At 62.2% G+C, this 24,433-nt stretch carries 30 protein-coding genes; 11 read left to right on the top strand and 19 right to left on the bottom strand.

The genetic code is table 11. The annotated features are described in order from the left end of the window. Positions 1-3: 3 nt before the first annotated feature. The 10 genes from K3724_RS08900 to K3724_RS08855 all read right to left on the bottom strand — a co-directional run bounded on the left by K3724_RS08900 (position 4) and on the right by K3724_RS08855 (position 7,058). Positions 4-417: a phage major tail protein, TP901-1 family gene (locus K3724_RS08900; protein WP_259991941.1), complete on the bottom strand. Its 414-nt coding sequence runs from the start codon at positions 415-417 to the stop codon at positions 4-6. A gap of 46 nt (positions 418-463) precedes the next feature. Next, positions 464-871 (bottom strand): DUF3168 domain-containing protein, encoded by a 408-nt coding sequence (locus tag K3724_RS08895; RefSeq protein ID WP_134829941.1) that lies wholly within the window; start codon positions 869-871, stop codon positions 464-466. Next, positions 868-1,200 carry a head-tail adaptor protein gene (locus K3724_RS08890; protein WP_259991938.1) on the bottom strand — a complete coding sequence of 111 codons (333 nt, stop codon included), beginning with the start codon at positions 1,198-1,200 and terminating at the stop codon, positions 868-870. Before K3724_RS08890 ends, K3724_RS08895 begins: the two co-directional genes overlap by 4 nt. Next, positions 1,197-1,796, bottom strand: coding sequence for a head-tail connector protein (locus K3724_RS08885; RefSeq protein WP_259992600.1), 600 nt, complete (start codon positions 1,794-1,796; stop codon positions 1,197-1,199). Before K3724_RS08885 ends, K3724_RS08890 begins: the two co-directional genes overlap by 4 nt. A 177-nt stretch (positions 1,797-1,973) precedes the next feature. Beyond that, the gene (locus K3724_RS08880) at positions 1,974-3,155 is read right to left on the bottom strand and encodes a phage major capsid protein (protein WP_259991937.1); all 1,182 of its coding nucleotides are present in this window, start codon (positions 3,153-3,155) and stop codon (positions 1,974-1,976) included. After that, positions 3,152-3,721 (bottom strand): HK97 family phage prohead protease, encoded by a 570-nt coding sequence (locus tag K3724_RS08875; RefSeq protein ID WP_259991936.1) that lies wholly within the window; start codon positions 3,719-3,721, stop codon positions 3,152-3,154. Before K3724_RS08875 ends, K3724_RS08880 begins: the two co-directional genes overlap by 4 nt. A gap of 26 nt (positions 3,722-3,747) precedes the next feature. Next, a complete protein-coding gene (locus K3724_RS08870; RefSeq protein ID WP_027259106.1) occupies positions 3,748-3,972 on the bottom strand; it encodes a hypothetical protein in 225 nt (74 codons plus the stop codon). After that, complete coding sequence (locus tag K3724_RS08865; protein ID WP_259991932.1) at positions 3,965-5,179, bottom strand: phage portal protein; 1,215 nt, start codon at positions 5,177-5,179, stop codon at positions 3,965-3,967. Before K3724_RS08865 ends, K3724_RS08870 begins: the two co-directional genes overlap by 8 nt. 231 nt (positions 5,180-5,410) lie before the next feature. Continuing rightward, a complete protein-coding gene (locus K3724_RS08860) occupies positions 5,411-6,697 on the bottom strand; it encodes a DNA-packaging protein (protein WP_259992599.1) in 1,287 nt (428 codons plus the stop codon). Continuing rightward, the gene (locus tag K3724_RS08855; RefSeq protein ID WP_259991930.1) at positions 6,690-7,058 is read right to left on the bottom strand and encodes a hypothetical protein; all 369 of its coding nucleotides are present in this window, start codon (positions 7,056-7,058) and stop codon (positions 6,690-6,692) included. The genes K3724_RS08860 and K3724_RS08855 overlap by 8 nt, the downstream gene beginning before the upstream one ends. Before the next feature lie 385 nt (positions 7,059-7,443). Here K3724_RS08855 and K3724_RS08850 point away from each other — a divergent pair, with 385 nt between their 5' ends. Beyond that, positions 7,444-7,842, top strand: a complete 399-nt coding sequence (locus tag K3724_RS08850) for a hypothetical protein (RefSeq protein WP_259991928.1) — start codon at positions 7,444-7,446, stop codon at positions 7,840-7,842. A 139-nt stretch (positions 7,843-7,981) separates the two neighbouring features. Here K3724_RS08850 and mltG read toward each other — a convergent pair whose 3' ends face one another. Both mltG and fabF read right to left on the bottom strand, forming a co-directional pair. Further along, positions 7,982-9,136 (bottom strand): endolytic transglycosylase MltG, encoded by a 1,155-nt coding sequence (gene mltG, locus K3724_RS08845; protein WP_259991926.1) that lies wholly within the window; start codon positions 9,134-9,136, stop codon positions 7,982-7,984. Continuing rightward, positions 9,136-10,401 (bottom strand): beta-ketoacyl-ACP synthase II, encoded by a 1,266-nt coding sequence (gene fabF, locus K3724_RS08840; RefSeq protein ID WP_259991924.1) that lies wholly within the window; start codon positions 10,399-10,401, stop codon positions 9,136-9,138. Before fabF ends, mltG begins: the two co-directional genes overlap by 1 nt. Before the next feature lie 628 nt (positions 10,402-11,029). On the opposite strand from fabF, the gene K3724_RS08835 reads away from it, so the two are divergent. Beyond that, on the top strand, positions 11,030-11,902 hold the full coding sequence (locus K3724_RS08835) for a PilZ domain-containing protein (protein ID WP_259991922.1): 873 nt from the start codon (positions 11,030-11,032) through the stop codon (positions 11,900-11,902). 430 nt (positions 11,903-12,332) lie between these two features. Beyond that, a complete protein-coding gene (locus K3724_RS08830) occupies positions 12,333-13,148 on the top strand; it encodes a PilZ domain-containing protein (protein WP_259991920.1) in 816 nt (271 codons plus the stop codon). A gap of 114 nt (positions 13,149-13,262) precedes the next feature. Here K3724_RS08830 and K3724_RS08825 read toward each other — a convergent pair whose 3' ends face one another. From K3724_RS08825 to fabD, 4 genes are all read right to left on the bottom strand, one after another. Then, the gene (locus K3724_RS08825) at positions 13,263-14,006 is read right to left on the bottom strand and encodes a 1-(5-phosphoribosyl)-5-[(5-phosphoribosylamino)methylideneamino] imidazole-4-carboxamide isomerase (RefSeq protein ID WP_259991918.1); all 744 of its coding nucleotides are present in this window, start codon (positions 14,004-14,006) and stop codon (positions 13,263-13,265) included. Between the two features lie 241 nt (positions 14,007-14,247). Beyond that, a complete protein-coding gene (locus K3724_RS08820) occupies positions 14,248-14,481 on the bottom strand; it encodes an acyl carrier protein (RefSeq protein ID WP_005982462.1) in 234 nt (77 codons plus the stop codon). A gap of 421 nt (positions 14,482-14,902) precedes the next feature. Then, a complete protein-coding gene (gene fabG / locus K3724_RS08815) occupies positions 14,903-15,640 on the bottom strand; it encodes a 3-oxoacyl-ACP reductase FabG (RefSeq protein WP_259991916.1) in 738 nt (245 codons plus the stop codon). Between the two features lie 58 nt (positions 15,641-15,698). Continuing rightward, positions 15,699-16,631 (bottom strand): ACP S-malonyltransferase, encoded by a 933-nt coding sequence (gene fabD, locus K3724_RS08810; RefSeq protein ID WP_259991914.1) that lies wholly within the window; start codon positions 16,629-16,631, stop codon positions 15,699-15,701. A 176-nt stretch (positions 16,632-16,807) separates the two neighbouring features. On the opposite strand from fabD, the gene K3724_RS08805 reads away from it, so the two are divergent. After that, entirely contained in the window at positions 16,808-18,073 is a 1,266-nt protein-coding gene (locus K3724_RS08805) for a cytochrome b/b6 domain-containing protein (protein ID WP_259991912.1), read from the top strand. A gap of 177 nt (positions 18,074-18,250) precedes the next feature. Here the strand turns inward: K3724_RS08805 and K3724_RS08800 are convergent, their stop codons facing one another. The 3 genes from K3724_RS08800 to K3724_RS08790 form a co-directional block, all read right to left on the bottom strand. Beyond that, positions 18,251-18,574: a hypothetical protein gene (locus K3724_RS08800; RefSeq protein WP_259991910.1), complete on the bottom strand. Its 324-nt coding sequence runs from the start codon at positions 18,572-18,574 to the stop codon at positions 18,251-18,253. 217 nt (positions 18,575-18,791) lie between these two features. Next, positions 18,792-19,370, bottom strand: a complete 579-nt coding sequence (locus K3724_RS08795; protein WP_259991908.1) for a YceI family protein — start codon at positions 19,368-19,370, stop codon at positions 18,792-18,794. A 154-nt stretch (positions 19,371-19,524) separates the two neighbouring features. After that, positions 19,525-20,058: a hypothetical protein gene (locus K3724_RS08790; RefSeq protein ID WP_259991906.1), complete on the bottom strand. Its 534-nt coding sequence runs from the start codon at positions 20,056-20,058 to the stop codon at positions 19,525-19,527. 303 nt (positions 20,059-20,361) lie between these two features. Between K3724_RS08790 and rpsF the strand changes: the two genes are divergently transcribed. The 7 genes from rpsF (at position 20,362) to K3724_RS08755 (ending at position 24,405) form a co-directional block, all read left to right on the top strand. Continuing rightward, complete coding sequence (gene rpsF / locus K3724_RS08785) at positions 20,362-20,715, top strand: 30S ribosomal protein S6 (protein ID WP_027259123.1); 354 nt, start codon at positions 20,362-20,364, stop codon at positions 20,713-20,715. Between the two features lie 28 nt (positions 20,716-20,743). Further along, positions 20,744-20,971 carry a 30S ribosomal protein S18 gene (gene rpsR, locus K3724_RS08780; protein ID WP_005852865.1) on the top strand — a complete coding sequence of 76 codons (228 nt, stop codon included), beginning with the start codon at positions 20,744-20,746 and terminating at the stop codon, positions 20,969-20,971. Between the two features lie 12 nt (positions 20,972-20,983). Continuing rightward, complete coding sequence (gene rplI, locus K3724_RS08775; RefSeq protein WP_129371035.1) at positions 20,984-21,595, top strand: 50S ribosomal protein L9; 612 nt, start codon at positions 20,984-20,986, stop codon at positions 21,593-21,595. Positions 21,596-22,109: 514 nt separating this feature from the next. Further along, complete coding sequence (locus K3724_RS08770; protein WP_259991903.1) at positions 22,110-22,280, top strand: hypothetical protein; 171 nt, start codon at positions 22,110-22,112, stop codon at positions 22,278-22,280. A 369-nt stretch (positions 22,281-22,649) separates the two neighbouring features. Further along, on the top strand, positions 22,650-23,120 hold the full coding sequence (locus K3724_RS08765) for a lytic transglycosylase domain-containing protein (RefSeq protein ID WP_259991901.1): 471 nt from the start codon (positions 22,650-22,652) through the stop codon (positions 23,118-23,120). A 194-nt stretch (positions 23,121-23,314) separates the two neighbouring features. After that, the gene (locus K3724_RS08760) at positions 23,315-23,725 is read left to right on the top strand and encodes a hypothetical protein (protein ID WP_259991899.1); all 411 of its coding nucleotides are present in this window, start codon (positions 23,315-23,317) and stop codon (positions 23,723-23,725) included. Further along, positions 23,722-24,405, top strand: a complete 684-nt coding sequence (locus K3724_RS08755; protein ID WP_259991897.1) for an HTTM domain-containing protein — start codon at positions 23,722-23,724, stop codon at positions 24,403-24,405. The genes K3724_RS08760 and K3724_RS08755 overlap by 4 nt, the downstream gene beginning before the upstream one ends. Positions 24,406-24,433: the final 28 nt, after the last annotated feature.

The raw sequence follows: 24,433 nt of genomic DNA, 5'->3' as shown, positions 1-24,433 counted from the left end.
TGGTCAAACCGCTGCAAAGCTGAGCTGACCGGCACTGGCCAGCGACAATTCATAAGTCGCCTCACCATTGTGGCTGCCGGCATATTCAAGCGCAGTCACCTGAAAACTGCCCTGCACGATGCCGAAATCCGGGATGATGACCTGGAACTCCGGCGTCAGCCCTTCGAAAAACAACTGCCGGGCGCGTTCATCCGTTGCCTCGTCCCGGAAGATGCCGGAACCGGAGATACTCGCCGAGCGCACGCCAGCACCAGCAAGCAACTCGCGCCAGCCGCCCTGGCTTTCAAGGCTGGTCACATCGACGCTTTCGGCGTTGAAACTGATCCGCGTGGCGCGTAGGCCTGCGATGGTTTCAAACAGGCCGGCGCCGTTCATGTCCACTTTGACCAAAAGGTCCTTGCCGTTTTGAACTGTCATGGGTTTTCTCCCGGTATTTCAATTGGTTTTAAGGGTGTCCTGATATTCAGACGTCATCCACCCGCGCCCGGAACCGCAGGGTGATCTGGCGGCCGCCGGTGTTCAGCCGTTCCGCCTTGGCCCGGTCGAACCAGAGGCCGGTCAACTGGCCGCGGGTCAGTGGTACCGAGGCGCCAACCAGCGCGTCGCAGACCGCCGCGGCGGTGGCCTTGGCGCCCGCAAAACCGGCGGTGTCGGTGGTGACGGTGATAAAAAACCGGTGCTCGGCGCCGCCTGCCGTCTTGTCGGAACGGTCCAGCACCTCCTCTGATCCCAATGCCACATAAGTCTGCGGCAAGGGGCCTGCGGGGATCGCGTCATAGATCGCGCCGCCGACCAGAGCGGTGAGGCCCGCGTCGCCGGTCAGATGGGTGTAGACGGCGGATTGCAACCCGCCTGCGATGGCATAGGTCATCCGCTCACCTCCTCAACCGCGAAACACGTCAGGTAACGAGCATCTGGATCGGATTCCGCAATTGCATCAATGCGGTAGATCCTGTTGCTGTCGCGGAACCGCTGATCCGGACGGGGCCGGGATGCAAAGCCTTCGGGCGTTGCACGCAGGGTGATCCGGTATTTTTGCAATGACAGGCTGTCCCCGCTTAGACGCCCGGAGAGCGACTTCACCTCAGCCCAAAGGGTGCCAAGCGCCACCCAGGTCTCGGTAAAGCCGCCGGCGCTGTCGGCCTCGCGCTGGGGGTCTTCCAGCACCAGCTTGCGGGTGAGTTTCGGAGGGATTTTCATACCAGGCCTCCCAATGTCAGCCGCAGGCTGCGGTAGCGTTCGATCAGACTGGTCACGCCAAAGGGCATGCAGCCGCCGTGCAGGCCGGTGTCGGCCCGGTATTCGTAGTAATGCGCGGCCAGCAGCATCACCGCCTGACCAAGATCGGCGGGCAAACCGCCCCAGTCCGCGGCCATGCCAGCCTGCAGGGAAATCCGCGCCAGACCGCCGGTTGGAATGGCCGGCAGCAGGCTGCCTGCCGGGCACAGACGCGGGCGCTGGCTGTCGCGCTCCAGGTGATAAAGGGAGGCATCCAGAACCGTTTCGGTACCGCCGGCGTCGCGTATTGCAACGCCGGTCACCGATTGCACCGGGGCGATGGGCAGGATCATCCGGGCGCGGTCGCGCCAGTGGCGGATCTCCAGCTCGAATTCACGTATTATCAGCGCCTTGCCGGTCCTGGCTTCGATCGCGGCCAGGGCGGCGCGCAGAAAGCCAAACAGCACCTCATCCTGCAGACTGTCCTCGCCAAAGCCGGTGCCCAGACGCAAATGCGCCTTGAACTGGGCCAGCGGCAGGGCGGCCTCGGGCACGGGTGTCACTTCGCTCAGCATCATCATCTCACTCCTGCGGGCCTTCCCCTGCTGCGGCCCTGATCTGCTGTCCGGGTGGGGTTCGGCGGGCATGCACCATCCCTTGCCGCTCGGACGGAGGGGAGCAGCTGGACGGCAAAAGACTGTAGGGTGCATGCCCGCCGGCGGACCGGTCTGCCGGTCCGCCATCAGCGCAAAGCGTTAGCTCGCGCCGAATTTCATCAGCTTGATCGCAGCAAAGTCGCTGACGTCGCCGCCGACCCGCTTGGTCGCGTAAAACAGCACATGCGGCTTGGCGCTGAAGGGATCGCGCAGCACCCGCAGGTCCGGGCGTTCGGCAATCGTGTAACCGGCGCGGAAATCGCCGAATGCAATCGGGTAACTGTTGGCGGCCGGATCCGGCATGTCCTCGGCGATCAGCACCGGGTAGCCCATCAGGCGTGCGGGCTCACCCGCGGCCAGGCCGTCGGACCACAGAAAGCGGCCATCGGCGTCTTTCAGTTTCCGCAGCATCCCCGCAGTCTTGGAATTCAGAATGAAGGTGGCATTGGCGCGGTATTCCGCCCCCAGCGCATAGACCAGGTCGATGATCGCGTCGCCGTTGCCGATTTCGCCGTCCACGCCGGTCGCCTTGTAGCCGATGCTGCCCCAGCTCCAGATGTCGTTTTCAGCCACGGTGTAGTCAAGGAAACCGCGGGGCTTGTCGACGCCGTCGCCGTTGATAAAGGCGTCGGCCTCGGACCGGGAGAACTTGTCGGCGATGCGGCCGGCCAGCCAGCCCTCGATATCAAAAGCGCTGTCATCCAACAGCCGCTGCGACGCCTTGGGCAGCGCGCTGAGTTCGTGCAGCGGGATCGAGATGCGGTCGATAGTGCCGGTGGAGGTCTCTGCCGCCGGGCCGGTTTCATTGGCCCAGCCGGCCCCCATTTCGCTGTGGTCGATCAGCACGTCATATGACGATGCCTCCACATGCACCACAGAGGCCACGGCGCGGATCGAAGCGGAGGCGTTCAGCACCGCCTTGACGGTTTCCGAGGTCTGCGGGTCGACCAGATAACCGCCGTCGCCGCCCACGGCAGTGGACATCGCCTTGCCCTCCAGTTCCAGCCCGCGCAGGCTGTCGTCGTCGCCGCTGCGCAGGTAGGCGTTGAACGCCTTTTGATGCGGCGCGCCCGCGTCCTGGCTGGCTGCCAGATGGGGGCGGTTCTGAGAGATTGTCTTACGGTCCAGCATGTTCACTCGCTCTTCTGCCTGTTTCAGCCTTGATTGCACGTCGTTCTGAAAGCCCTTGAATTCATGAAGAAAGCCGGTGACGGCCTGTTTCACTTCATGCGCCAGGGGCGCTGTGTCCCCGGAGATGTCCGGGAGGTCTTGGTTGCTCATGATTGTTGTCCTGCCTTGAGGTCACTGGTGATCTGGCGCAGGCCTGTGGCCAGTGCGCGCAATGCGTCTGCCTCGGCATCCAGGGCGGAGGATTTGCCCGCCACCCGCGCCGCGGGCAGCATCGGGAAGGTGACCAGCGACACCTCCCACAGCTCCACCTCGGCCAATTGGCGGGTTCCGTCCTGACCGCGGCTGGATTTCACGGTTCGATAGCCGATTGACAGGCCGTCGATGGCGCCGGCCCCGATCAGTGCGGCGGCCTCGGCCCCCTTGGGAGTGGCGGTCAGGATGCGGCCCTTGACGTAAAGCCCGCGCTTGTCCTCGCGCACCTCGTCCCAGACGCCGATGGGTTGCGCCGGGTCGTGCTGCCACAGCATCTTGACTGTGCGGCCTTGATCCTGAAGCGCCTTGAGGGACGCGGTATAGGCGCCGCGCACCACCACATCGCCGCCCTGATCGGTCTGGCCGAACAGGCTGGCGTAGCCGCTGATTTCTGTTGCGTCCTTCAGCGAGAGATCCTCGCCGAAGCGTGCGAATTTATGTTCAAGCCGGGGTGGTCCCTGCATGATATTTGCCTCGCAAGTTGTTGTTGTTACGGCAATTGAACCGTCAAGAAGGATTGAAAGGCCTGCGCCAGGATCACCGCGGCAACGCCGTAGACGGTGAGCCAGAGGCGTTTCTCCAGCCGTTCCATCATTTGTTCGATCCGGTCGAGACGGCGGTTCACAGCCTCGTTCTGGATCTGGGCGACCCGCTCATGGGCGGACAGGCGCAGTCCCGGTGAACAATCGAATGCGTGCATCGGGTGCTCAGTCATCCTGTCCGCCCCCCGCTTGCGGCGCGGCGGGGGTTTCTGCGGGCAAACCCAGCAGCTGCCGCTTTTCCGCGGTGCTGAGGAAATCCGCGCCAGACACCCGGCGCCACTGCGCCTCGCGCTCGGCCGCCAAGGCGGGCAATTGATCAAGGTCGGGTTTCAGGGTCAGGACCTCGCCGGTCCAGCCGGTCAGCCAATCGGCCAGCGCGGCGGTGACCTTGGAGACCAGGGGCAGCACGGTCAGCCGGTAAAAGGCGCGGTGGGCCTCTTGGTAGTTGGCGTAGGTTGCATCGCCGGGAATGCCGAGCAACATCGGCGGCACCCCGAAGGCCAGCGCAATCTCGCGGGCGGCGGTGTCCTTGGTTTTCTGGAATTCCATGTCGGAAGGCGAAAAGCCCATTGGCTTCCAGTCCAGGCCGCCTTCCAGAACCATCGGACGGCCGGCATTTTTGGCACCCTGAAAGTTTGATTGAATCTCGTCACTTAGGATGCGGAATTGTTCCTCGGACATGCGGCCATGGCCATCCGAGCCTTTCCAGACCAGCGCACCGGAGGGACGGGCTGCGTTGTCCAGCAGCGCCTTGGACCAGCGGGAGGCGGCGTTGTGCACATCTATCGCCATTGCCGCCGATTGCAGCGATGACAGGCCATAGTGGTCGTCCTGCGGGTGGAAGCTTTTGATATGGCAGATCGGGGATTGGGCAGGATCGTTGGCAAAGCGGTGCTTGCGCCCGCCCACAACATAGTCAAAACCCGCGGGCCAACCGTCCGGCCCCGGCACCACGTTCATCCGGTCGGAGCGCAGCACATGCAGCTCTGCCGGGGCGCTGTCCTCTGCCGTCACCGCTTCGATATAGGCGTTGCCGGAAAGCAGGAGATGGCCATACAGCGCCTCCAGCAGTTCGGCCTGGCCCTGCGCCGGGTTGGGGCGGGCCAGAAGCGCCAGCCAGGGGTGGCTGTCATAGCGCTGGCGGCTGTCCTGCAGCACCAGCGGCACCGCGGCGGCGGCCTCGGCGATCATACGGATCACCCGGTGGCCGACCGGATTGCCGGCAAAACCGCTGCGGGTCAGGGAGACGCTGTCGCGCGGGCTCCAGGCGGTGCGGCCTGCGCCCTGCCAGGAGACCACGCGGGCGGTCTGGCTGGCCTTCTGTTCCAGGGCGGTTTCCGGGGTTTCGGGCTTGTTGCGCCGCAGCAGGTCAAAGACCATTGTCCGCTCCTCATGGTTGCTGTTTGGGGCGCTCTGTGCCGGGGGGCCTGTTGCGCCTTTGCTGAGGATGATTAATGACAGAGAGGCCTGAAGATTTGACCAGCGGTGCGTACGCAGGGGGCGCAACACCTTGACGTAACCCATTGTAAAAGCTGAAAATGGCAGCGTTGCACGCTGCCATTCCCTGGTCTTTCATTTCCGCAGTTCCCCCAGCCTGCGGCGGGGCTGCGTCTATAAGGCCCGCACCTGCGGCAGCTGCAGTTTCGCCGCTGGATGAATGATCAGCTCATGCAGGGCCCAGACCAGCGCATCAAGCCGGTCGGGCGAGCCGCTGCCGCGGTAGCCTTGCGGGGTCATTAGGCACATCTGATCCTCCAGCTCTCCCAGCCCCGGCAGGTGTTTGACACGGCCTTGCTCATACAGCGCGGCAGCCGGTTCGGCGCGGGCGGATTTGCCTTTGCTTGCGTGCAAGGCGCGGAACGGCACCATGGGGTCGGCCTGGCGCAGCACGGTCTCCACCAAGGCACCGCCCTGGTTGACCTCGGCCACAACCCGGTCGGCGCCATGGGTATCGCGGGCGGCAATTGCGGCCTGGGCCCAGGCCAGCGGCCCGACGCCCTGCACGGTGCAATCCGCCAGAACATAGGCGCGCCAGTCCTGCGGCGGGCCTTGGGTGACGGCACCGGCCACCACAATGCCGCAGGCGTCCGAGGATTTCCCCGAACTGACCGCTGGATCCACCGCCACCACCACCCGGTCGAGCGGCGGAGCCTCTGCCACCTGCGCAGCGACCAGAGCGGCGTTTGTCCAGAGCGCCCCCTGCACATCGGTCAGCATTACCCCGTCCAGCTCTTGCCGCCCCAGACGGGTGCCGGCATAACGCGCCCGCACCTCCTGCAGGAAGGACGGTGCGAGGTTGGCACGGTTGGCCTCGGTCGCGGCGTGGGTCTGTACGGTGCTGGGGGCGGCCAGCAGCCGTTTCAGCACCGGCGCATTGCGCGGTGTGGTGGTGACACAGACGCGCGGGTCCTGGCCCAGCCGCAAGGCAAACTGCAGCATGTCCCAGCACTCCTGCCCCTTTTTCCACTTGGCCAGCTCATCCGCCCAGGCGGCATCGAATTGCGGTCCGCGCAGGGCCTCGGGGTCGTGGGCTGAAAACGCCTGCGCCTCGGCGCCGTTGGGCCAGATCAGCTTGCGTTCGGAGGCCTTCCATTTGGGCCGCCGGTCAGGCGGCGAGCAGGCCAGGATACCGCTGTCGCCATGGATCATCACGTCACGCACCTGGTCATAGGTTTCCGCCACCAGCGCAATGCGGCGGGCGGTGCCGGGATCGTGCGGGCGCGGCCCTTCGGCAAGGGTGCGGATCCATTCGGCCCCTGCCCTTGTCTTGCCGGCCCCGCGGCCGCCCAGGATCACCCAGGCACGCCAGCCGCCCGGCGGCGGCCGCTGGTGGTCCAGCGCCCAGATGTCAAAAAGATGCGGCAGCGCGCAGAGCGACTTGCGGTCCAGCTCATTCAAGAACCAGTTCTGGAGCGAGAGCGGAACGCAGGCCAGAAAGTCCGCGCTCGACAGCAGCGCGTGCTGCGACGAGATCGAGTTCATGTTCGGATTTGAGCATGCGGGCGAATTCGGTGCTTTGTTCTGCAAGGAGTCTCTCCACTTTCTGGCAATCGCGGATCAGCTGTTCCAGTTTGCTGATCTGGCTTTTGGCGCCGGTCACTTCATCGGCGCCTTCCGCGTCGAGCTGCTCGCGCAGCTCCTCTGCCTCGTTGCGCAGGCGGTGGATGCTCTCCTGCAGGGATCGCAGGAGATCGGCGGTGTAATGCACCTGCCGCGTCAGCACAGCGGCGCCGTCCTGGTCTGTTGGGTGATCTGTCATGAATTTGTCTGCCTCATGCGTTTTTTGTCCGCACAAGAGAAAGAACGGCGGCCACCGGCGGAGGAGTCCGGGGCCGTCCTTGTTTCTTCCAGCTGCGATACAACCTATACGATACTATGCCGGAAAAGTCAAGGGTTAGCGCGAGGCATGCGTACGGTCGGTGCGCAACGGGCAGCCGCACAGGCGGGCGGCACACATCTTTGGGCAAAGCAGACCAAACCCCTGTAAACGAATACGGAAAGGGCGGATTCCCATAAATCGGAGGTGATTTAAATGATGTGCATCTTTCGCAAAATCACCCTTCCCGAAATGCAATCCAGGATTGTAGCGTCAACCCTGCACGACGCCGTGCAGCAACGTCTTTTTTGATAACGAGGAACCGCACATGGGTTGGACCAACTACCAGATCGCCACCGCGCAGGAATCGACACCTATACCGGGGGATGCCGGAAAGATCTTTTATGATGCCACACTCCACTATGTGAACATTCCGGCAAACGCCACAATCGTGATGTCAGGCGGCCCCAGCGGCGAAGGCCAGACATCCGTTGACGATGTGGTCAAACTGACCATGACGGACCAAAGCGATCCAGAAAACACCGCCACATATTCACATGACTACAGCAATGGCTGTTCCGGTGTGGTGACGCCGATGCAGCCAGTGGACCTAAGCGCGCAGTTCAGCGCGCTGGCTGGAAAAACCGTCAAGGCGACCATTGAATTCTATGATAAATGCGGCGGTTACCAGAGCGGGACAAATTTCTACATCTGCATCTACACGTGAAGCCGGCCTGTCATAACGGCGGCCCCAAAGCTTGCACCAAAAAGGGCGCCCCAAGGGCGCCCTTCCTGCTCATGGATATCTCACCGCAGACTGTTTCCCGGCACGAATTCCAGCCCTAATTCCAGCCCTGGCATCAGCCTCAGTTGTTCTGCTGCTGGGCTTCGATCTCGCGCCATTTGGCCACATTCCTGTTGTGTTCGTCCAGCGTCTCGGCAAACGCATGGCCGCCGGTGCCGTCGGCAACAAAGAACACATAATCCGTGGCTTCAGGGTTCACCGCGGCCTCCAGGCTTTCCATGCCGGGATTGGCGATCGGGGTCGGCGGCAGGCCTTCGATCACATAGGTATTCCAGGGCGTGGCTTTGCGCAGCTCGCTTTGGCGCAGACCACGGCCCAGGACACCTTCGCCCTTGGTGACGCCGTAGATCACCGTCGGGTCCGTCTGCAGCCGCATGCCGCGGTTCAGGCGGTTGGTGAAGACCGAGGAGACCACGCCGCGTTCAGAGGCAACGCCGGTCTCCTTCTCGATGATCGAGGCGAGGACCAGCATTTCTTCGGGGCTGCCGACCGCAGCATCCGCAGACCGGCTTTCCCAGGCGGCGTTGATGCGCAGCTGCTGGCGCTCCTGCATCTCAGCCAGAACGGCGGCACGGTCTGTGCCGGTGGTGACCTCATAGCTGTCGGGCGCCAGGAGGCCCTCGCCCGGGCGTTCGCCGGGGTCGCCGTTCAGCACATCCATGGCCTTAAGCGCCTCAACCACCTGCCAGCTGGTCACGCCTTCGGCCAACGCAATCCGGTAACGGGTGTCGGCCTCCTGGCGGGTCTCGGTATAGGCAGCAGGAACCTCCCCTTCACCGAGGATGAAGGCGGCCTTTTCTTCGAATTTATTGGTCGCCGGATCCAATTCGCGCACCACAGTCTGAGTGCGGGTCACGCCGACGCGATAGACAATCTCGGTGCCGCAGGTGGAGGCGCCGGAATGGGTGATCCCGTCGATGATCCGCTCCATCGAGGAGCCCGGTTCCAGCAGGAAGCTGCCGGCCTTCAGCTGGCCGGTCTTCTCGCTGTATTTGGCGCCGAGGCGGAAGATGGCGGCGGAGGCGACCGCGCCCTGGGTTTCCAGATCGCGGCTGACCCGTGCCATGTTCGAGCCCCGCTCGACCCGCAGGCAGATCGCTGTCTCCAGCGGGCCTTCAGCGGTATATTGCGATTTGCCCCACAGGATCAGACCGCCCAGCAGGAACAAAGCTGCAATAAGCACTGTCAGCATGTTGGAGGCGAGGCTGCGCCACATCAGCCGGCCTTTCCGAAGATCACCGAGGCATTGGTGCCGCCAAACCCAAAGGAGTTCGACAGCGCAATCTCAACCTTACGCTCACGTTTGGCGTTGGGGGCCAGATCCACCTGGCTTTCGATGGCGGGGTTGTCCAGGTTGATGGTCGGCGGTGCAACCTGATCGCGGATCGCCAGGATTGAGAAGATCGCCTCAATCGCACCGGCCGCGCCCAAGAGGTGGCCGGTGGCCGATTTGGTCGAAGACATGGTGACATTGGCGGCGTGGTCGCCCAACAGCCGTTCAACCGCACCCAGCTCAATTGTGTCGGCCATGGTCGAAGTGCCATGCGCATTGATATAGTCAATGGCAGACGGCTCCAGGCCCGCGTTTTTCAGCGCCGCCCTCATCGAGCGTTCGCCGCCTTCGCCATTCTCGGACGGCGCGGTGATGTGGTAGGCGTCGCCCGACATGCCATAGCCCAGCACCTCGGCATAGATCTTGGCGCCGCGGGCCTTGGCGTGCTCGTAATCTTCCAGCACAACGATGCCGGCGCCCTCGCCCATCACGAACCCGTCGCGGTCGGCGTCATAGGGGCGCGAGGCCGCCTTGGGGTCGTCGGCGCGTTTGGTGGACAGCGCCTTGCAGGCGTTGAAGCCGGCAATGCCGATCTCGCAGATCGCGGCCTCGGCGCCGCCTGCGATCATCACGTCGGCGTCGCCGGATTTGATCAGCCGCGCCGCATCGCCGATGGCGTGGGCGCCGGTCGAACAGGCGGTCACAACCGAATGGTTCGGGCCCTTGAAGCCAAAGCGGATCGACACCTGGCCCGAGATCAGGTTGATCAGCGCACCGGGGATAAAGAATGGGGACACCCGGCGGGGGCCTTTTTCCTTGATCATCACGGCGGTGTCCGCAATCGACGACAACCCGCCAATGCCAGAGCCGATCATCACGCCGGTGCGCAGGCGGCTTTCTTCATCCTCGGGCGTCCAGCCGGCGTCCCGCACAGCCATATCCGCAGCAGCGATGCCATATAGAATGAAGTCGTCAATCTTCTTCTGGTCTTTCTTGATGACCCAGTCATCCGCGTTGAATGTACCCTCGGAGCCATCGCCGCGCGGCACCTCACAGGCATATGTGGTGGTTACACCGCTGGCTTCGGCATCAAACAGGGTAATCGGGCCCGCGCCCGACTGGCCGTCCAGCAACCGGGACCAGGTTTCTTCGACTCCGCTGGCCAGCGGGGTGACCAGGCCCAGTCCGGTGACAACTACTCGACGCATTCCTTGCTCTCCTTTGCCTCGGCAATCCGTCCGTTCAAATAGCTTGGAATGGCGGCTGGGTGCAAGAGCGGGCTGATCTGCAGTGCCGCCATGTGCAATGTGCATTTAACGGAGAAATTGCGGGAGTGGAATTTATTGTTAACCAATACCCCCTAGGTTGATAGCGCGATGATGACAGAACTCGGCATCCGTCCTCGTGGATTGCCAAAACCGGGCTGGAGGTCTGGGCCAATTTTCCTCCAGCCCGTCTTTTTCTCTCCGCTATGCTGACAGCACTTTGCCTATGCTTGTTTCACCGGTGATCCGTGCCCTGATTTAATTGCCGCCGCTGCTCCGCCGGTTTCCATGTTGCTGTCCCGGCGTTGCCAGCCGCGGTTCAGACCCGGGCGCCGGCCAGCCGCCAGAGACCGGCAAATTTCCGCCACTGGGAAGATCAAGGCCAAGGCCGGCGGAAATTGCGCTTCGAGGCGCCTCTGGTCGCCGGAGCATCCCTGCGGCTGCTGCCTGTGCCCTGTGCCCTGCGCAGCCTGGGCGGTCTGGGCGGCCCCAAAAAGCCGCCTGCGTTAACGGCACATTTGCATTTATACGTCATTCTTTTAGTCCAAAGGCATAAAGGAACGGCCCCGCCATGCGCAATTGGCTCCCGCTAACTGCATTTTTACTGGTGATTGGACTGCTGCCGGAACGCGCAGCCGCCAGTTGCGCTGTGCATCAGGAATTGTCGAACCTGCACCGGGCGTCCAAGGGGTTCCTCGCCTATCTCAGCTCCGGCCAGAATGCATTTTATGTGCAGCACTTGCGCAGCTGGATCAGCACAAACCCGCCCGCGCCGATGCGGCAGCGGATGAAAGCGGTTGGCATTCAATCCGTCGCTGCCGGCATGCAGGAGCTTTTACAGCAGCAGCAGGTCCTGCTGAAAATCCTCTCCAGCCAGGGCCGGGCCGCCGCGCTTGAAACTGCGCGCCATATGGGCACCCCGGTGCTGGCGTCGGAATTCGGAACCCGTGTCGAAGCTTTGCCCTGCGACCGGGTGAAGGAAAGCGGCAATGGCAGCAAGCTGGTTGCCGTGGCTGCGGGCGATGCACGGCAGAGCCAGCAAATCAGAAATGCCGCAATTGCCTGGCTGTCGTTTCTGGTTCTGGGCGGCAGTGCGCTGTATTTCCTGGACCGGATCGGCATCCGCAAAATCCGCCGCACAAAACGCTACCCCTGCGCAGTGCCTTGCGTCTTGCAGGCGGGCGGCAGGACAGTCCAAGCTCATCTGGTCGATCTGAGCCGGGCCGGCGCCAAGGTGCGCCCCGACAGCCCTTGCGAAGTGTCTGGGCGGGTAACCCTCAATTTCGGCGGATACACAATGGACGCCCAGGTCCGCTGGCAAACCCCCGGCTATTGCGGCGTCCAATTCTCCAAGGATTTCAACTTCATGCAATTGCACCGCCTGCTTGAGGCCTTCCCGCTTCAGGGCGACGGCCTGCGCGAAGAAGTGCGGCTCGGGATATAACAGCCCTCCGGCGCGCTAAAGGATCCGGCGGGTCCAGCACAAAAACTGTGCAATTCAACTGCCCTTCCAAATGAAACCGCCTGGAAAAGACGCGCGAACCTGACATGTCCCGCACGGACTTGCCAGGCGGCAGGCGCATTGCGTGTCTTTTCAGTTCCGAAATCACCGGCCAATGTCACACACCGTAAGGTGCAACTCCGGACGGTGTTGCCGGTTTTATGGTGAATTATATACCCGCATAGAGGGTGTTAACGGTATCCGATTATCCATTGGGTGGTTCTACTGCATCCAACACCGCGACTGCATTTCCCCTCATGACCGGAAGGGTCCTGTATTGAAACACTGGCCATTGATTATCGCTCTATCGATTGCCCCGGCTGTGGTTTGCGGCAGTGCAGGCATGGCTGCCGCATCATCCAGGGCGACCTGCATGCTGCAATCGGATCTCGCGCTAATGCGGCATGAGATGCGTGAATTCCTGGATTATTTGCGGACCGGGCAACAGGACGGCCAGGCCAGGAACCTTCGCCATTGGATGGCTGACCACCCGGCCGTACCGCTGCGCATGCGGATGCGCAGGTCGGGCATGGGGGCTTATGAACCGCTTACCATGAGGTTGATTACACAACAAAAAGGCCTTCTCGAAGTATACCGTATCCATGGACGGGAACGGGCGGAGGTCAGTGCGCGGCGGCTGGGCGCACGGGCCTTGCTGGAGGATTTGTCCCGACAGATCGTTTCTTTGCCCTGCGATTTCGTACCGAAAGACATGCAAACCGGTCAGGCACAGGCAAACCTCGGCCCATTGCTGCCGTACCGGCGGAGGACCGCCATTGCCAGTTCTCTCTTAGCTCTGCTTCTCGCCGGCGCCGGCCTGTTTTTGGCAGAGCGGGTCACGCGCAAACGCTTGCGGCTAAGGCGCCGTTACCATTGCTCTTTGCCGTGCACCCTGCACTGCCGCCAGCGCCGGTTCCCTGCAAAAATTGTGGACATCAGCCGGGTGGGTGCAAAAATCCGGGTGCTGGAGCAACCGCAGGAACCGCGCGAACCGCAGTTCAATATCAAAGAGGCTGTAATCGCCTCGGTGCCCGGTGTGGCGTCTTTTGACGCGCAGATTATGTGGCAAAACGCCGACTATTTCGGCATCAAATTCAATGCCAAACTGCTGCGTGCCGATATGAAAGCCTTGCTCAATTCAAATCAACCGGGTCAGGAACAACCGGAACCCGCCGCCAACGAAGCATGATCCAGCAACATGCTGCCGGCCTTCCGGATCCCTGCCTTCAGTACCGGGCCACTCGAAGGATGGCCGCAACAGGGGTAAAAAATCGCCTGCGGACCAAAATCCGCAGGCATTGATTTATTGGAACTCGGCGACCGGCTCGGGTTCGGGCCGGGCCACTTCCAGAACTTCCTCGACAGTCACTGTTTTGCGGAACAGCGCCCGGCCAATCATCGCACCGGAAATATTGTAGATGTATTTCAGGCGCGAAACATCATCCGAGCTGCGCACAACGCCATTGGCGATCACCGGCGTGCGGGACTTTTCCGCGAGGGCGGAAATCAGGCCAAGCTGAGCTTCGAGATCCGACATGTCGCTGTCGATATCGGTGACAATGATTCCCGCCAGCGGCGCGGAATCAAACGCCGCGATAAAGTCCTCGGGCGAGATTGCGCCGGACTGGCGCCAGCCATCGGTCATCACCTGGCCCTGGTATACATCCACGGCCAGCACGATCTGGTCCGGGTGGTGTTTGGCCAGTTCCTGAACCAGCTGCGGATCGCGCGCGGCCAGCGTGCCGATCACGACGCGCCCTGCGCCTTTGTCGATCCAATGCTCGGCATGCTCACGTGAGCGGATGCCGCCGCCCAACTGCACCGGAATGCCGGCGCCGCGGATGATGTCGCAGATCAGCTCCTCGTTGCAGTGATCGCCTTCAATTGCGTTGAAGTCGGTCACATGCATCCATTCCGCCCCGGCGGCCGCAAAGCCCTTAGCGGTTTCCACCGGATCCACATGCCAGATCATCGGCTCATCCAGGCGGCCCTTTTCGAGGCTCACGCAGCGGCCGTTCTGAATCTCCATAGTGGGGTAAATCATCATGATGCCTATCTCCTAAGTTTTGCCTCTTACAAAGAGATTAGCACGGAACGCTGCCGCCGGAACGCCGTATCATGACGATTTATGGAACAATTGCGGCGCAGCGGAGCTGTCGCTTGATAGCGCAAACAAACACCCCGCAAATTTTCCGGCAAAATGGGAATCAGAGCCCTGCCGGACAAACGAAAACGGCGCCTTCCCCGATGGGAAGACGCCGCTGGGTCCGGTTCTCCGGAAGCGTGGCTTAGGACGCTTCGGAGATGAATTTGACCGCGTCGCCAAAGGTCTGGATGGTTTCGGCTGCGTCGTCCGGGATCTCGATGCCGAACTCTTCTTCAAACGCCATCACCAGTTCCACGGTGTCCAGGCTGTCTGCGCCCAGATCGTCAATGAAGGAAGCGTTTTCGGTGACCTTGTCTTCTTCTACACCCAGGTGCTCAACAACGATCTTTTTTACGCGGTCTGCGACGTCGCTCATGTCTATTCCTCGTCTTTCAGGGCACTCTGCCCAGTTCTGCCCTTGCCCGTTCGGGCGGCGTGGTTATTGCCCGGAGCGGGCGTTGTAATCCCCGCCGGGCGGGGACAGTGCGGCGGCTCCCTTGGGGAAACACCAGTACAGATATGCGCCGCCTATAACATAGACCGCGGCCAAGGCAAACGGTTTCGCTTGGTCACAGCAGCCGGGACCAGATGGCTTCTGGCGGCTATGAAGGGTGCAGATGGCCCCGTAATCAAGTGCTTGCAAGAGGGGCAGAGCAAATTTTTCGCAAATCCGCTCCTTTTCAACTGCTTGGCAGCGAAACCTGCACCGTTCCTACGGCCCGGTCAGGCCGGGGCAGACATGGAAATTCCCTGCAGACAGGCTGCAGGGCAATGCATGGCACAGGTTGGCGCGGGGCTTAGATCATTGCCATGCCGCCATTCACGTGCAGCGTGGTGCCGGTGACATAACCCGCTTCCTGGCTGGCCAGATACAGAACGGCTGAGGCGATTTCTTTCGATTCCCCCATGCGGCCGGCCGGGATCTGGGTCAGGATCGCGTCTTTCTGGCTATCGTTCAGCTTGTCGGTCATTGCGGTTGCGATAAAGCCCGGAGCAACCGCGTTCACGGTAATACCGCGATTGGCGATTTCATAGGCCAGCGATTTGGACATGCCGACCATGCCGGCCTTAGATGCCGCATAGTTGGCCTGGCCCGGGTTGCCGGTGGCGCCCACGACCGAGGAGATGTTGATGATGCGGCCCCAGCGTGCCTTCATCATGCCGCGCAGAACGCCGCGGCACAGGCGCATGGTGGAGGTGAGGTTCACGTTCAGCACGCTCTCCCATTCCTCGTCCTTCATGCGCATGAACAGGTTGTCACGGGTGATGCCCGCGTTGTTCACCAGAATGTCGACCGAGCCCATGGCGGCAGCCGCCTGTTTCGGCAGAGCCTCAACCGACTCTGCATCCGACAGGTTGCAGGTCAGCACATGGGCGCGCTCGCCCAACTCCTCGGCCAAGGCATTAAGCGGCTCTTCACGGGTGCCGGACAGGGCCACGGTGGCGCCTGCGGAATGCAGGGCGCGGGCGATGTCGCCGCCGATGCCGCCCGAAGCGCCGGTCACAAGGGCGTTCTTGCCAGTCAGATCAAACATTTTCTTGTCCTTTATATCAGAGGCCGGCGCGGCACGGGCGCGCGCCGGCTAAATCTCTTTATGCTTCGGCGGCAGCCTTGGCGTCTTCGGGGGCGCCCACCTGGCGGCAAACCAGCGCACGGTCGATCTTGCGGATCATGCCGGACAGGGCTTTACCTGCACCGATTTCCCAGAATTCGTTCACACCGTTGGCGGCCATCACCTGCACGCTTTCGCGCCAGCGCACCGAGCCGGTCACCTGTTCCACCAGCAATGCGCGGATTTCATCCGGGCTGGTCACTGCGTCGGCGCGCACATTGGCGATCAGCGGCACCGCCGGGGATTTGATGTCCACGCCCGCCAGCGCTTCGGCCATGGCGTCAGCTGCGGGCTGCATCAGGGCGCAGTGGAACGGGGCGCTGACCGGCAGCATCACCGCGCGTTTGGCGCCCTTTTCCTTGGCGATCACCGCAGCGCGTTCGACCGCTGCCTTGGTTCCGGAGACCACCACCTGGGTCGGGTCATTGTCGTTGGCCGCCTGGCAAACCTCGCCCTGCGCGGCCTCTTCTGCCACGGCGCGCACAGCCTCAAGATCCAAGCCCAGGATCGCGGCCATGGCGCCCTCGCCCACCGGAACCGCGCTCTGCATCGCGAGACCGCGGGTGCGCAGGAGACGCGCAGTGTCGGCCACCGAAATCGACCCCGCCGAAGCCAGCGCGGAATATTCACCCAGTGAATGGCCGGCTACAAAGGAGGCCTTGCCGATGGTGACGCCTTCGGCCTCCAGCGCGCGCATGGCGGCCATCGAAGTGGCCATCAGCGCGGGCTGGGCGTTCTGTGTCAGGGTCAGGGTTTCAATGTCGCCCTCCCAGATCAGCTGGCTCAGGCTTTCACCCAAAGCGTCATCCACCTCGTCAAAGATGGCTTTGGCGGCTGGATAAGCCTCGGCCAGTGCTTTGCCCATACCGATGGTCTGGGCACCCTGTCCCGGGAACACAAATGCGATCGTCATTGAAGACCTCGTCTGTTTTAACGTTTTGCCTGATTTAGCGGGCCTTTCCCCTGCGTACAAGCAAAGCCGCACTTTGCGCACCAAAGCTGTGCACCGGCTGACAATTCCTGCCGTTGCAACGCAGCCCCCCGCGGTTAGGTTAGAGCCACCGGAATCTGACAAGGAAATGCGCGCCAATGTCCCGTGCCAACACGTTCACCTCTTACGGCAGTGTCGCCAAAACGTTTCACTGGCTGACCGCCCTGCTGATTTTCTCGGCCTTTCCGCTGGGGTATTTCGCCAATGAGCTGGCGCATGAGATCCAAAGCCCCGGCTTTGACGGCAGCCAGGCGGTGATTGCACGGGCCACCCTGCTGTTCTCATTGCATAAGACTGTGGGGGTTGCGGTGTTCTTTACGGCGCTGCTGCGGATCCTGTGGGCGCTGAGCCAGCCGAAACCCGGCCTGCTGCATCCCGATCGTAAGGCCGAGGCGCTGGCGGCCGAGATGGTGCATTGGCTGCTGTACGGCTCGCTGGTGGCGGTGCCGCTGTCGGGGTGGATCCATCACGCCGCGACCACCGGTTTTGCGCCGATCTGGTGGCCGTTCGGGCAGAACCTGCCGTTTGTGCCGAAATCCGACCACGCGGCGGATTTTTTCGGCGGCTTGCACTGGGTTCTGGTCTGGACCCTGGCCGCCTCGCTGGGCCTGCATATTGCCGGGGCGCTGAAGCATCATGTGATGGACCGCGACGCCACTTTGCGCCGGATGCTGCCGGGCCGTGCCGACCTGCCGCAGCCGCCCGCGCAAAGCCACAGGCTGATGCCGGTGCTGGCAGCGCTGGCGGTCTGGGCCGGCGCCCTGGGCGGCGGCGCGGCCATTGGTGTCTTTGGCGGTCATGACCACAGCCACGGGAACGCGCAGGATCACGGCACGGAAGGCACCGTGACCCCAGTTGTGGCAGTGGACCCTGCGGCCGGGGGCGGCTGGGTGGTGCAGTCCGGCACACTAGGCCTGTCCGTCACCCAGATGGGTAGCGTCATCTCGGGCAGTTTCAGCGAGTGGTCTGCGGTGATCAACTTTGAGGAACCCGCGGCCCCGGGGCCGGCGGGTGATGTGGAGGTGACAGTGTCGATCCCGTCTCTGGAACTGGGATCGGTTGCCGGTCAGGCCATGGGCGCCGATTACTTTGACAGCGCTAATTTCCCAACTGCCCTGTTCAAGGCGGATATCGAAAAGCTGGCCGCAGGATATCAGGCATCAGGCACCCTGACCATTAAGGGCAAGACGGTGCCGGTCACCCTGCCCTTCAGCCTGGATCTGCAGGGCGGCACCGCAAAGATGGCCGGTACCCTGACCCTGAACCGTCTCGATTTCGGCATTGGCAAAAGCCTGCCGGATGAAAGTTCGCTGGGGTTTGCCGTGGAGGTTCCGGTGGAGCTGGAGGCCAAACGGGCGGAATAATCCGGGCGCTGGCAGATCCGGGTGCCGGTTGATCCGGGGCCGGAGCCCTCCCAAGCCTGCGGGTGATCAGCGGGCTGATCCCCCTGGCAGCCTTGGGCACAGCGCCGCGCTGACGCGCGGCGCTGTGCCGTTTCAGCCGGTCTGTTTCTGCGCAACAGGTTTTACCGCATCGAAATGTCAGTGACGGTGCCGGTAGTAGCCGCCGTGGCGGGTGCGGTGGCGGTGTATGCCACGGTCATGGTTCCTGTGGCGGCCGGCGTAATGGCCGTGGCCGCGATGCGGCAGGTAGTAGGTGCGCGGCTGATATGAATGTGTGTAGCCGCGGTGACGGTCATTACGGTCATTCAGGTTTTTGGCAATAAGACCCAGAGCAATCAGCCCGGCAATGGCGCGGGCGGTATCACGGCCTGAATCATGGGCGGCAGCCGGTGGTGTGAACGCCAGGTTGGCAGCGAGGGCCAATGCCGCACCGGCTGATACGAAGTAGCCTAGGCGAAACATGATGCCTCCTTTCTTAAGCGGCCGGAGGGGCCGGTTACAGCCTGCCGCAGCAGCTAGGAGAACACCAATGAACTTCTGTCACGCTTCGGCGAGGGGCCGGCGCCGGATCCAACGCCGGATCTATCTCCGGGCTAGAAGATGGGTTGGTGGCCGGGCAACAAAAAACCGCCAGCCCCGGTGGAGCTGGCGGCAAGCCTTTCAAAGCAGAGGCTCAACCTTAGCTGTCGGCCTTCATCGCTTCGACCGAGATTTTGATGTTCACCTCGTCGCTGACGAAAGGCGCGAACTGGCCCAGATTGTAGTCCGACCGCAGCACCGAGGTGGTGGCGTCAAAACCGGCCCAGGGCTTTTTCGCCATCGGGTGGTCGCCGGTCTGGTTCAGCTTGGCGTCCAGCACCACCGGTTTGGTCACGCCGTTCAGGGTCAGATCACCGCTGATCTTGGCAGTGTTGTCGCCGGTCACTTCGATCGCGGTGGAGGTGAAGCTGACAGTTTCGTCTTCGGTTGCGTCAAAGAAATCCTTGGTCATGAAATGGTCGAAACGGGCCTGCCAGCCGGTGAACATCATGCTGAGCGGCATGGACACCGCGACACTGGAGGCTGCCGGGTCTTCCTGATCAAACATGATCTCGCCTTCAAAACCGGCGAACATACCATAGGTGGTCGAGTATCCCAGGTGATTGTAGTCAAACAGGATCTGGCTATGGCTGGAATCCAGCACGTATTTTTCCGGGGCGGCAGCAGCGCCGGTTGCAGCAACAGCGGCCAGGGCGGCAGCAATCAGGGTCGTTTTCATGGGAAAAGCTCCGTCAGAATAAATCATGAGGCAACAGATGCGGCGCATGCGCCCGAAAGGGAAGCCCGCAAAAACCAACATTACCTGTGAACCGGCGAACACAAAACCCGCCGGACAGGCCGACGGATTTTCCTCGCGCAAATGTGAAGGCGGGTCAGGTCAGGATCCGCACCGCACCGCTGAGCTGGTCGCGCAGCTGGCTGCGCATCGCGGCAGAGCCGATGGGCAGCTCAATCAGCAGGCTGCCGTCGGTCTCATACAATTGCACCGACACCGCCGTCAGCCGTGCCCCGCCCAAGGTGTCATAGCTGCGGCGCAACACGGTACACGGACGGCCCCGGCCATCCCGCTGAAGCACCCGCAGTTCGCGCCGCACCGGATCAAAGCAGGCTTCGGGCCGGTTGCCCGGTTCATGCGTTGTCATCAGCACCAGACCAATCAGCAAAAAGGCAACCGAGATACCGATCCTGATCAGGTTCATTTCCGGATCGGCGCCGGAACCCGGCACCAGCCACAATCCGGTGGAGCTGAGGATCATCGCGGCCCCCAGCACCCGAAGCAGCGCAACCCGGAGCTTCCAATTGGCCTCCAGTCTGAGGCTAAGCGGCACAGCTGCTGCCATCGCACCAAACGCAGCGGCTCCGGGGGTTTTGGTAACCTGCGGCGGGGTTTGGTCTGTCACTGCCATTTGATTGCCCTTTTTCAAGCTGCACCTGCCGGATGGCCCGGCTCCGCGGTTTCTGCCCGCGTTAAGGCTTCGTTAATCAGTGAAGACCTGCTTTGGGGCATCAATACGGCGGGCTAGCGGTATTGCAGCGGCGGCAGCGGCCGGCGGCGTGAAACCGCCCTTTTGCCTTGCTCTTTCAGCCGCAGCCTGTATAGGAGGCCCTGCTTCCGCGACATTTTCGATCCGCGCAGCCTCTCGTGACCGGGCAGCGGAAGCTTTGATGCCCGTTCTATGAAATGCGCCTAGACACAAACAGGAGTTCGCATGCCACTCTATGAGCATGTCATGATTGCGCGTCAGGACCTGTCCAACTCGCAAGCTGAAGGCCTCATCGAACATTTCGGTGCTGTTCTGTCCGACAACGGCGGCAAGCTGGTCGAGCAGGAGTACTGGGGCGTCAAAACGATGGCCTACAAGATCAACAAGAACCGCAAGGGGCATTACTCCTTCCTGAAGACTGACGCCTCTGCCGGCGCCATTCAGGAAATGGAACGCCTGATGCGTCTGCATGACGACGTGATGCGCGTCCTGACCATCAAGGTCGACGAGCACAAGGAAGGCCCCTCGGTCCAGATGCAGAAACGCGATGAACGCGACACCCGTCGCGAGCGCCGCTGATCTTAGCTTGAGAAAAGGACGCTAAACCATGGCAGCCAAACCGTTTTTCCGCCGCCGCAAAGTGTGCCCCTTCTCGGGCGACAACGCACCGGCGATCGACTACAAAGACACCCGTCTTCTGCAGCGCTACATTTCCGAGCGCGGCAAGATCGTACCGTCGCGCATCACCGCCGTTTCGGCCAAGAAGCAGCGTGAGCTGGCCCGTGCTATCAAGCGCGCCCGCTTCCTCGCCCTGCTGCCCTACGCCGTGAAGTAAGGAGATAAGCACATGCAAGTTATCCTTCTTGAGCGCGTTGCGAAGCTGGGCCAGATGGGCGACGTCGTTGACGTAAAGCCCGGGTTCGCCCGCAACTTCCTGCTGCCGCAGGGCAAGGCGAAAACCGCCTCTGAGGCCAACATCGCATCTTTTGAGGACCAGAAAGCGCAGCTGGAAGCGCGCAACCTGGAAACCAAAAAAGAGGCCGAGGCTCTGGCAGCAAAGCTGGACGGCCAGCAGTTCATCGTGATTCGCTCCGCATCGGACGCGGGCGCGCTGTACGGCTCGGTCACCCCGCGCGACGCAGCCGATGCTGCAACCGCAGACGGTTTCACCGTCGACAAGAAACAGGTCGCTCTGATCGCTCCGATCAAATACCTCGGCCTGCATTCTGTCTCCGTGCGCCTGCACCCGGAAGTCGAAGCCGTCATCAATCTGAACGTTGCCCGCTCGGTCGAAGAAGCCGAACTGCAGGCATCCGGTAAATCGATCCAGGAGCTGGCCGCCGAAGAGGAAGCCGCTGCTGAATACGAGATCTCGGAACTGTTCGACGATATCGGTTCCGCCGCGTCTGACGACGACGACGCGCCGGTTGCTGACGCCGCTGGCGAAGAAACCAACTGATCCAACCGGATCAGGGAAACAGGGAAAAGGCCGCTCGATTGAGCGGCCTTTTCTTTTTTTATCTTAACAGTTTGAAAAGATGTCCTAAGTTGTAGGAACATACACCTCCCCTATAAACCTCCCGTTTGCCTTCCTTTGGCAGGATGGTGCCGGGAGAAGGAAAAAAACGGGGCCGTGATATGGAAAAATCATTGGAGCAAGAGGAACTGGCCCTGCGCCGCCGGCTGTTGTTCCGGTTGCTGCGCGGGCACAGGTTCGACACGCCGGTCTTCAAAACAGAGGCGATTTCCGACCCGGTGCCGCAGGGAATGATCAAACCTGGAAACGGGCTATTCACGCCTTCAGGGCCAGCTGGGCAGCCCCCTTCTCAGGACGGATCCCAGTCCTGCAGCCCATAACTCCGGAGTGCCGCCAGGCTGACAGGTCAAGGACCTGCAGATCGCAGCAAAGACGCACACCTGGCGCGGGCCTGATGCCGCCCGGTTTGGCGCGAACCTGTTCCAGTGCCGCCAGGATGGCACTGCACAACATCAAGGCGCCGGGCAGAACAGGATCTGATGCAGGTGCTGTCATCCGCGGGGTATTCTGCGCGGCAGACGGCACGGTTGGCAATGAGTGCAGCCAGCGCATGGTGAACACCAGCAACAGGAAGAACCGCGGCCATCCGATGACCGGCTCCCGGTGAATTTGCTGGTGTGATGCATGTTTCAGGTAGAACCCGGCGCTTATAGGGACCGCGGAAAAGTTGGGAAACAGCCGCGGCCCCCTCTGCCCGATTTGGTCAGCAGCCCCACAGGCGTGAGGGGCTAACTGCCCTGAGGGTTGTTTCTGCCTCAATGCGCATCCCCAATATGTAGTAGGAATCCATATTTAACAAATCTCTAATGATTAAAGTTTGATTGACCCTTCCGCCGTCTGATCGGGGCTGGGACAGGCGGACATCTGCTTGGTTCCGGCAGTTCTCTGCCGGTCCGGGGAACCCCCGGCAACGCCGTCGTTGCAGCTTGCGGCGATGCGGCTAATCTGGTCCCGGATAACAATTTTCGGAGGCCGCATGACGCGCCGGACCACTCTGATCTTTATTTTTGCAACTGCTGTTCTTACAGCCTGCAGCAGCACCGCCTCTCCGCCTGAGGTGAGCAGAACCGCCCCCCCGCTGTACCCCAATGAAACGCCCGAACTGCGGCAAAAGATCAATTATTGGGCCGATCATTACGAGGTGCCGCGCAGCCTGGTGCACCGGCTGGCCGTGCGCGAAAGCACCCACCGCCCGCATGCGGTGAACCGGCCCTACTACGGGCTGCTGCAGATCCTTCCTGCCACCGCGCGCTCGATGGGGTTCCAGGGCAAGCCCAAGGATCTGCTGGATGCCGGCACCAACCTGCAATACTCAGTGAAATACCTGCGCGGCGCCTGGCTGATCTCGGACGGCAGCCAGGATCAGGCCGTCAAACATTATTCCCGCGGCTATTACCACGAGGCCAAGCGCCGCGGCATGCTGAAAGAAACCGGCCTGCGCCCCTGAAGCCCCGGTGACGCAGGCGGCTGCAGCGCCCGGCAGGGCGCTGCCCGGCCCAACGGGACGCGCTGTCTTGCGCAGCAAGACGGCAAGGACGGGCGGGAGCACCCGGCTGCGGCCTGCATTTTAGGGGAATTGTAATCAGAAGCCGCTTAACTGGCGTCATGCTGAGCCTGATCAAACTCCTTCTTCCTGCCCTGATGCCCTCCTGGCGGTTCTTCAAGGCGGTGGATCCGTCGCCGCGGGTGGAATGGGCCATGCTTGCCAATGCCACCAGCACGCCAGACCAATGGTATGAATTCCGGCCGCGCCCGCAGCAGCTGACGCCCTGGGCAATGGCTTGCCGGATGCTGTGGAACCCGCGCTGGAACGAAAACCTGTTCCTGGTCAGCTGCGCGGAACGGCTGACGCTGGCGCCGTCCGGCCACAGCCGGCAGGAGATCCTGCGCCGGATCACCGCCGAGCTGGAGCGCACACTGCCGCCCGGTGCCCGGCTGCCCTATCTGCAGTTCCGGCTGGTTTTCACCGACCGCGCCGGGGATGGCCGGCTGGTCAGGGCCGTAACCTACCTATCCGAACCGCATCTGGTGGCTGGGGTGGCCTCCGCATGACACTGGATTTGGCCCTGCGCCTGACCGAGATCCTGCTGGCGCTCGCCTTTATGCAGCAAAGCGCAGAGCATCTGGCCGGGTTCCGGGACGAACAGGTGATTTACGGACCCCGCCTGATAATGTCCGGGTTCCTGCTGTTCGGCATTGCCACACCTTGGGTGCTGCTGGGACTGCTCGGACTGGGCCTGCTGATTCTGCAGCGGTTCCAAGGCCCCTATAACGGCGGCAGCGACAAGATGAGCCTTCTGGTTCTTTGCTGCCTCACTGCAGCCCGCTGGCTGCCCTCTGAACAGTGGCAGGAATACGCGTTCGCCTATCTCGCCGGGCAGCTGGTGATCTGCTACTTCATTTCCGGCCAGGTCAAGATCGTGAATCCGGAGTGGCGCTCCGGCCGCGCGCTGCAGGACGTGTTCCGCTTCTCCGCCTATCCGGTCAGCGAGGACCTGCGCGGGCTGGCGGACCGCCCGCGGCTGCTGTGGGTCATGGGTTGGGCTGTGATGTCGTTCGAGGTGCTGTTTCCGCTGGCCCTTTTAATCCGCGAGACACTGGTGCTGGCGCTGTTCACCGCCGCGCTGTTCCATCTGGCAAATGCCTGCCTGTTCGGGCTGAACCGGTTCTTCTGGATCTGGCTGGCCGCCTACCCGTCCTTGGTATGGCTGCAGGACCGGGTTGTTCTGTAAGGCCGGCCGCAACGAAAAAGGCCGCCCC

Source organism: Leisingera sp. M658 (assembly GCF_025144145.1).
GTDB lineage: Bacteria > Pseudomonadota > Alphaproteobacteria > Rhodobacterales > Rhodobacteraceae > Leisingera.
This window is presented reverse-complemented; position numbering and strand designations above follow the sequence as displayed.

Coding starts and splice junctions, on each gene's coding strand:
- K3724_RS08900 (WP_259991941.1), bottom strand. CDS start 417: ATGACAGTTCAAAACGGCAAGGACCTTTTGGTCAAAGTGGACATGAAC.
- K3724_RS08895 (WP_134829941.1), bottom strand. CDS start 871: ATGACCTATGCCATCGCAGGCGGGTTGCAATCCGCCGTCTACACCCAT.
- K3724_RS08890 (WP_259991938.1), bottom strand. CDS start 1,200: ATGAAAATCCCTCCGAAACTCACCCGCAAGCTGGTGCTGGAAGACCCC.
- K3724_RS08885 (WP_259992600.1), bottom strand. CDS start 1,796: ATGATGCTGAGCGAAGTGACACCCGTGCCCGAGGCCGCCCTGCCGCTG.
- K3724_RS08880 (WP_259991937.1), bottom strand. CDS start 3,155: ATGAGCAACCAAGACCTCCCGGACATCTCCGGGGACACAGCGCCCCTG.
- K3724_RS08875 (WP_259991936.1), bottom strand. CDS start 3,721: ATGCAGGGACCACCCCGGCTTGAACATAAATTCGCACGCTTCGGCGAG.
- K3724_RS08870 (WP_027259106.1), bottom strand. CDS start 3,972: ATGACTGAGCACCCGATGCACGCATTCGATTGTTCACCGGGACTGCGC.
- K3724_RS08865 (WP_259991932.1), bottom strand. CDS start 5,179: ATGGTCTTTGACCTGCTGCGGCGCAACAAGCCCGAAACCCCGGAAACC.
- K3724_RS08855 (WP_259991930.1), bottom strand. CDS start 7,058: ATGACAGATCACCCAACAGACCAGGACGGCGCCGCTGTGCTGACGCGG.
- K3724_RS08850 (WP_259991928.1), top strand. CDS start 7,444: ATGGGTTGGACCAACTACCAGATCGCCACCGCGCAGGAATCGACACCT.
- mltG (WP_259991926.1), bottom strand. CDS start 9,136: ATGTGGCGCAGCCTCGCCTCCAACATGCTGACAGTGCTTATTGCAGCT.
- fabF (WP_259991924.1), bottom strand. CDS start 10,401: ATGCGTCGAGTAGTTGTCACCGGACTGGGCCTGGTCACCCCGCTGGCC.
- K3724_RS08835 (WP_259991922.1), top strand. CDS start 11,030: ATGCGCAATTGGCTCCCGCTAACTGCATTTTTACTGGTGATTGGACTG.
- K3724_RS08830 (WP_259991920.1), top strand. CDS start 12,333: ATGCTGCAATCGGATCTCGCGCTAATGCGGCATGAGATGCGTGAATTC.
- K3724_RS08825 (WP_259991918.1), bottom strand. CDS start 14,006: ATGATGATTTACCCCACTATGGAGATTCAGAACGGCCGCTGCGTGAGC.
- K3724_RS08820 (WP_005982462.1), bottom strand. CDS start 14,481: ATGAGCGACGTCGCAGACCGCGTAAAAAAGATCGTTGTTGAGCACCTG.
- fabG (WP_259991916.1), bottom strand. CDS start 15,640: ATGTTTGATCTGACTGGCAAGAACGCCCTTGTGACCGGCGCTTCGGGC.
- fabD (WP_259991914.1), bottom strand. CDS start 16,631: ATGACGATCGCATTTGTGTTCCCGGGACAGGGTGCCCAGACCATCGGT.
- K3724_RS08805 (WP_259991912.1), top strand. CDS start 16,808: ATGTCCCGTGCCAACACGTTCACCTCTTACGGCAGTGTCGCCAAAACG.
- K3724_RS08800 (WP_259991910.1), bottom strand. CDS start 18,574: ATGTTTCGCCTAGGCTACTTCGTATCAGCCGGTGCGGCATTGGCCCTC.
- K3724_RS08795 (WP_259991908.1), bottom strand. CDS start 19,370: ATGAAAACGACCCTGATTGCTGCCGCCCTGGCCGCTGTTGCTGCAACC.
- K3724_RS08790 (WP_259991906.1), bottom strand. CDS start 20,058: ATGGCAGTGACAGACCAAACCCCGCCGCAGGTTACCAAAACCCCCGGA.
- rpsF (WP_027259123.1), top strand. CDS start 20,362: ATGCCACTCTATGAGCATGTCATGATTGCGCGTCAGGACCTGTCCAAC.
- rpsR (WP_005852865.1), top strand. CDS start 20,744: ATGGCAGCCAAACCGTTTTTCCGCCGCCGCAAAGTGTGCCCCTTCTCG.
- rplI (WP_129371035.1), top strand. CDS start 20,984: ATGCAAGTTATCCTTCTTGAGCGCGTTGCGAAGCTGGGCCAGATGGGC.
- K3724_RS08770 (WP_259991903.1), top strand. CDS start 22,110: ATGGCACTGCACAACATCAAGGCGCCGGGCAGAACAGGATCTGATGCA.
- K3724_RS08765 (WP_259991901.1), top strand. CDS start 22,650: ATGACGCGCCGGACCACTCTGATCTTTATTTTTGCAACTGCTGTTCTT.
- K3724_RS08760 (WP_259991899.1), top strand. CDS start 23,315: ATGCCCTCCTGGCGGTTCTTCAAGGCGGTGGATCCGTCGCCGCGGGTG.
- K3724_RS08755 (WP_259991897.1), top strand. CDS start 23,722: ATGACACTGGATTTGGCCCTGCGCCTGACCGAGATCCTGCTGGCGCTC.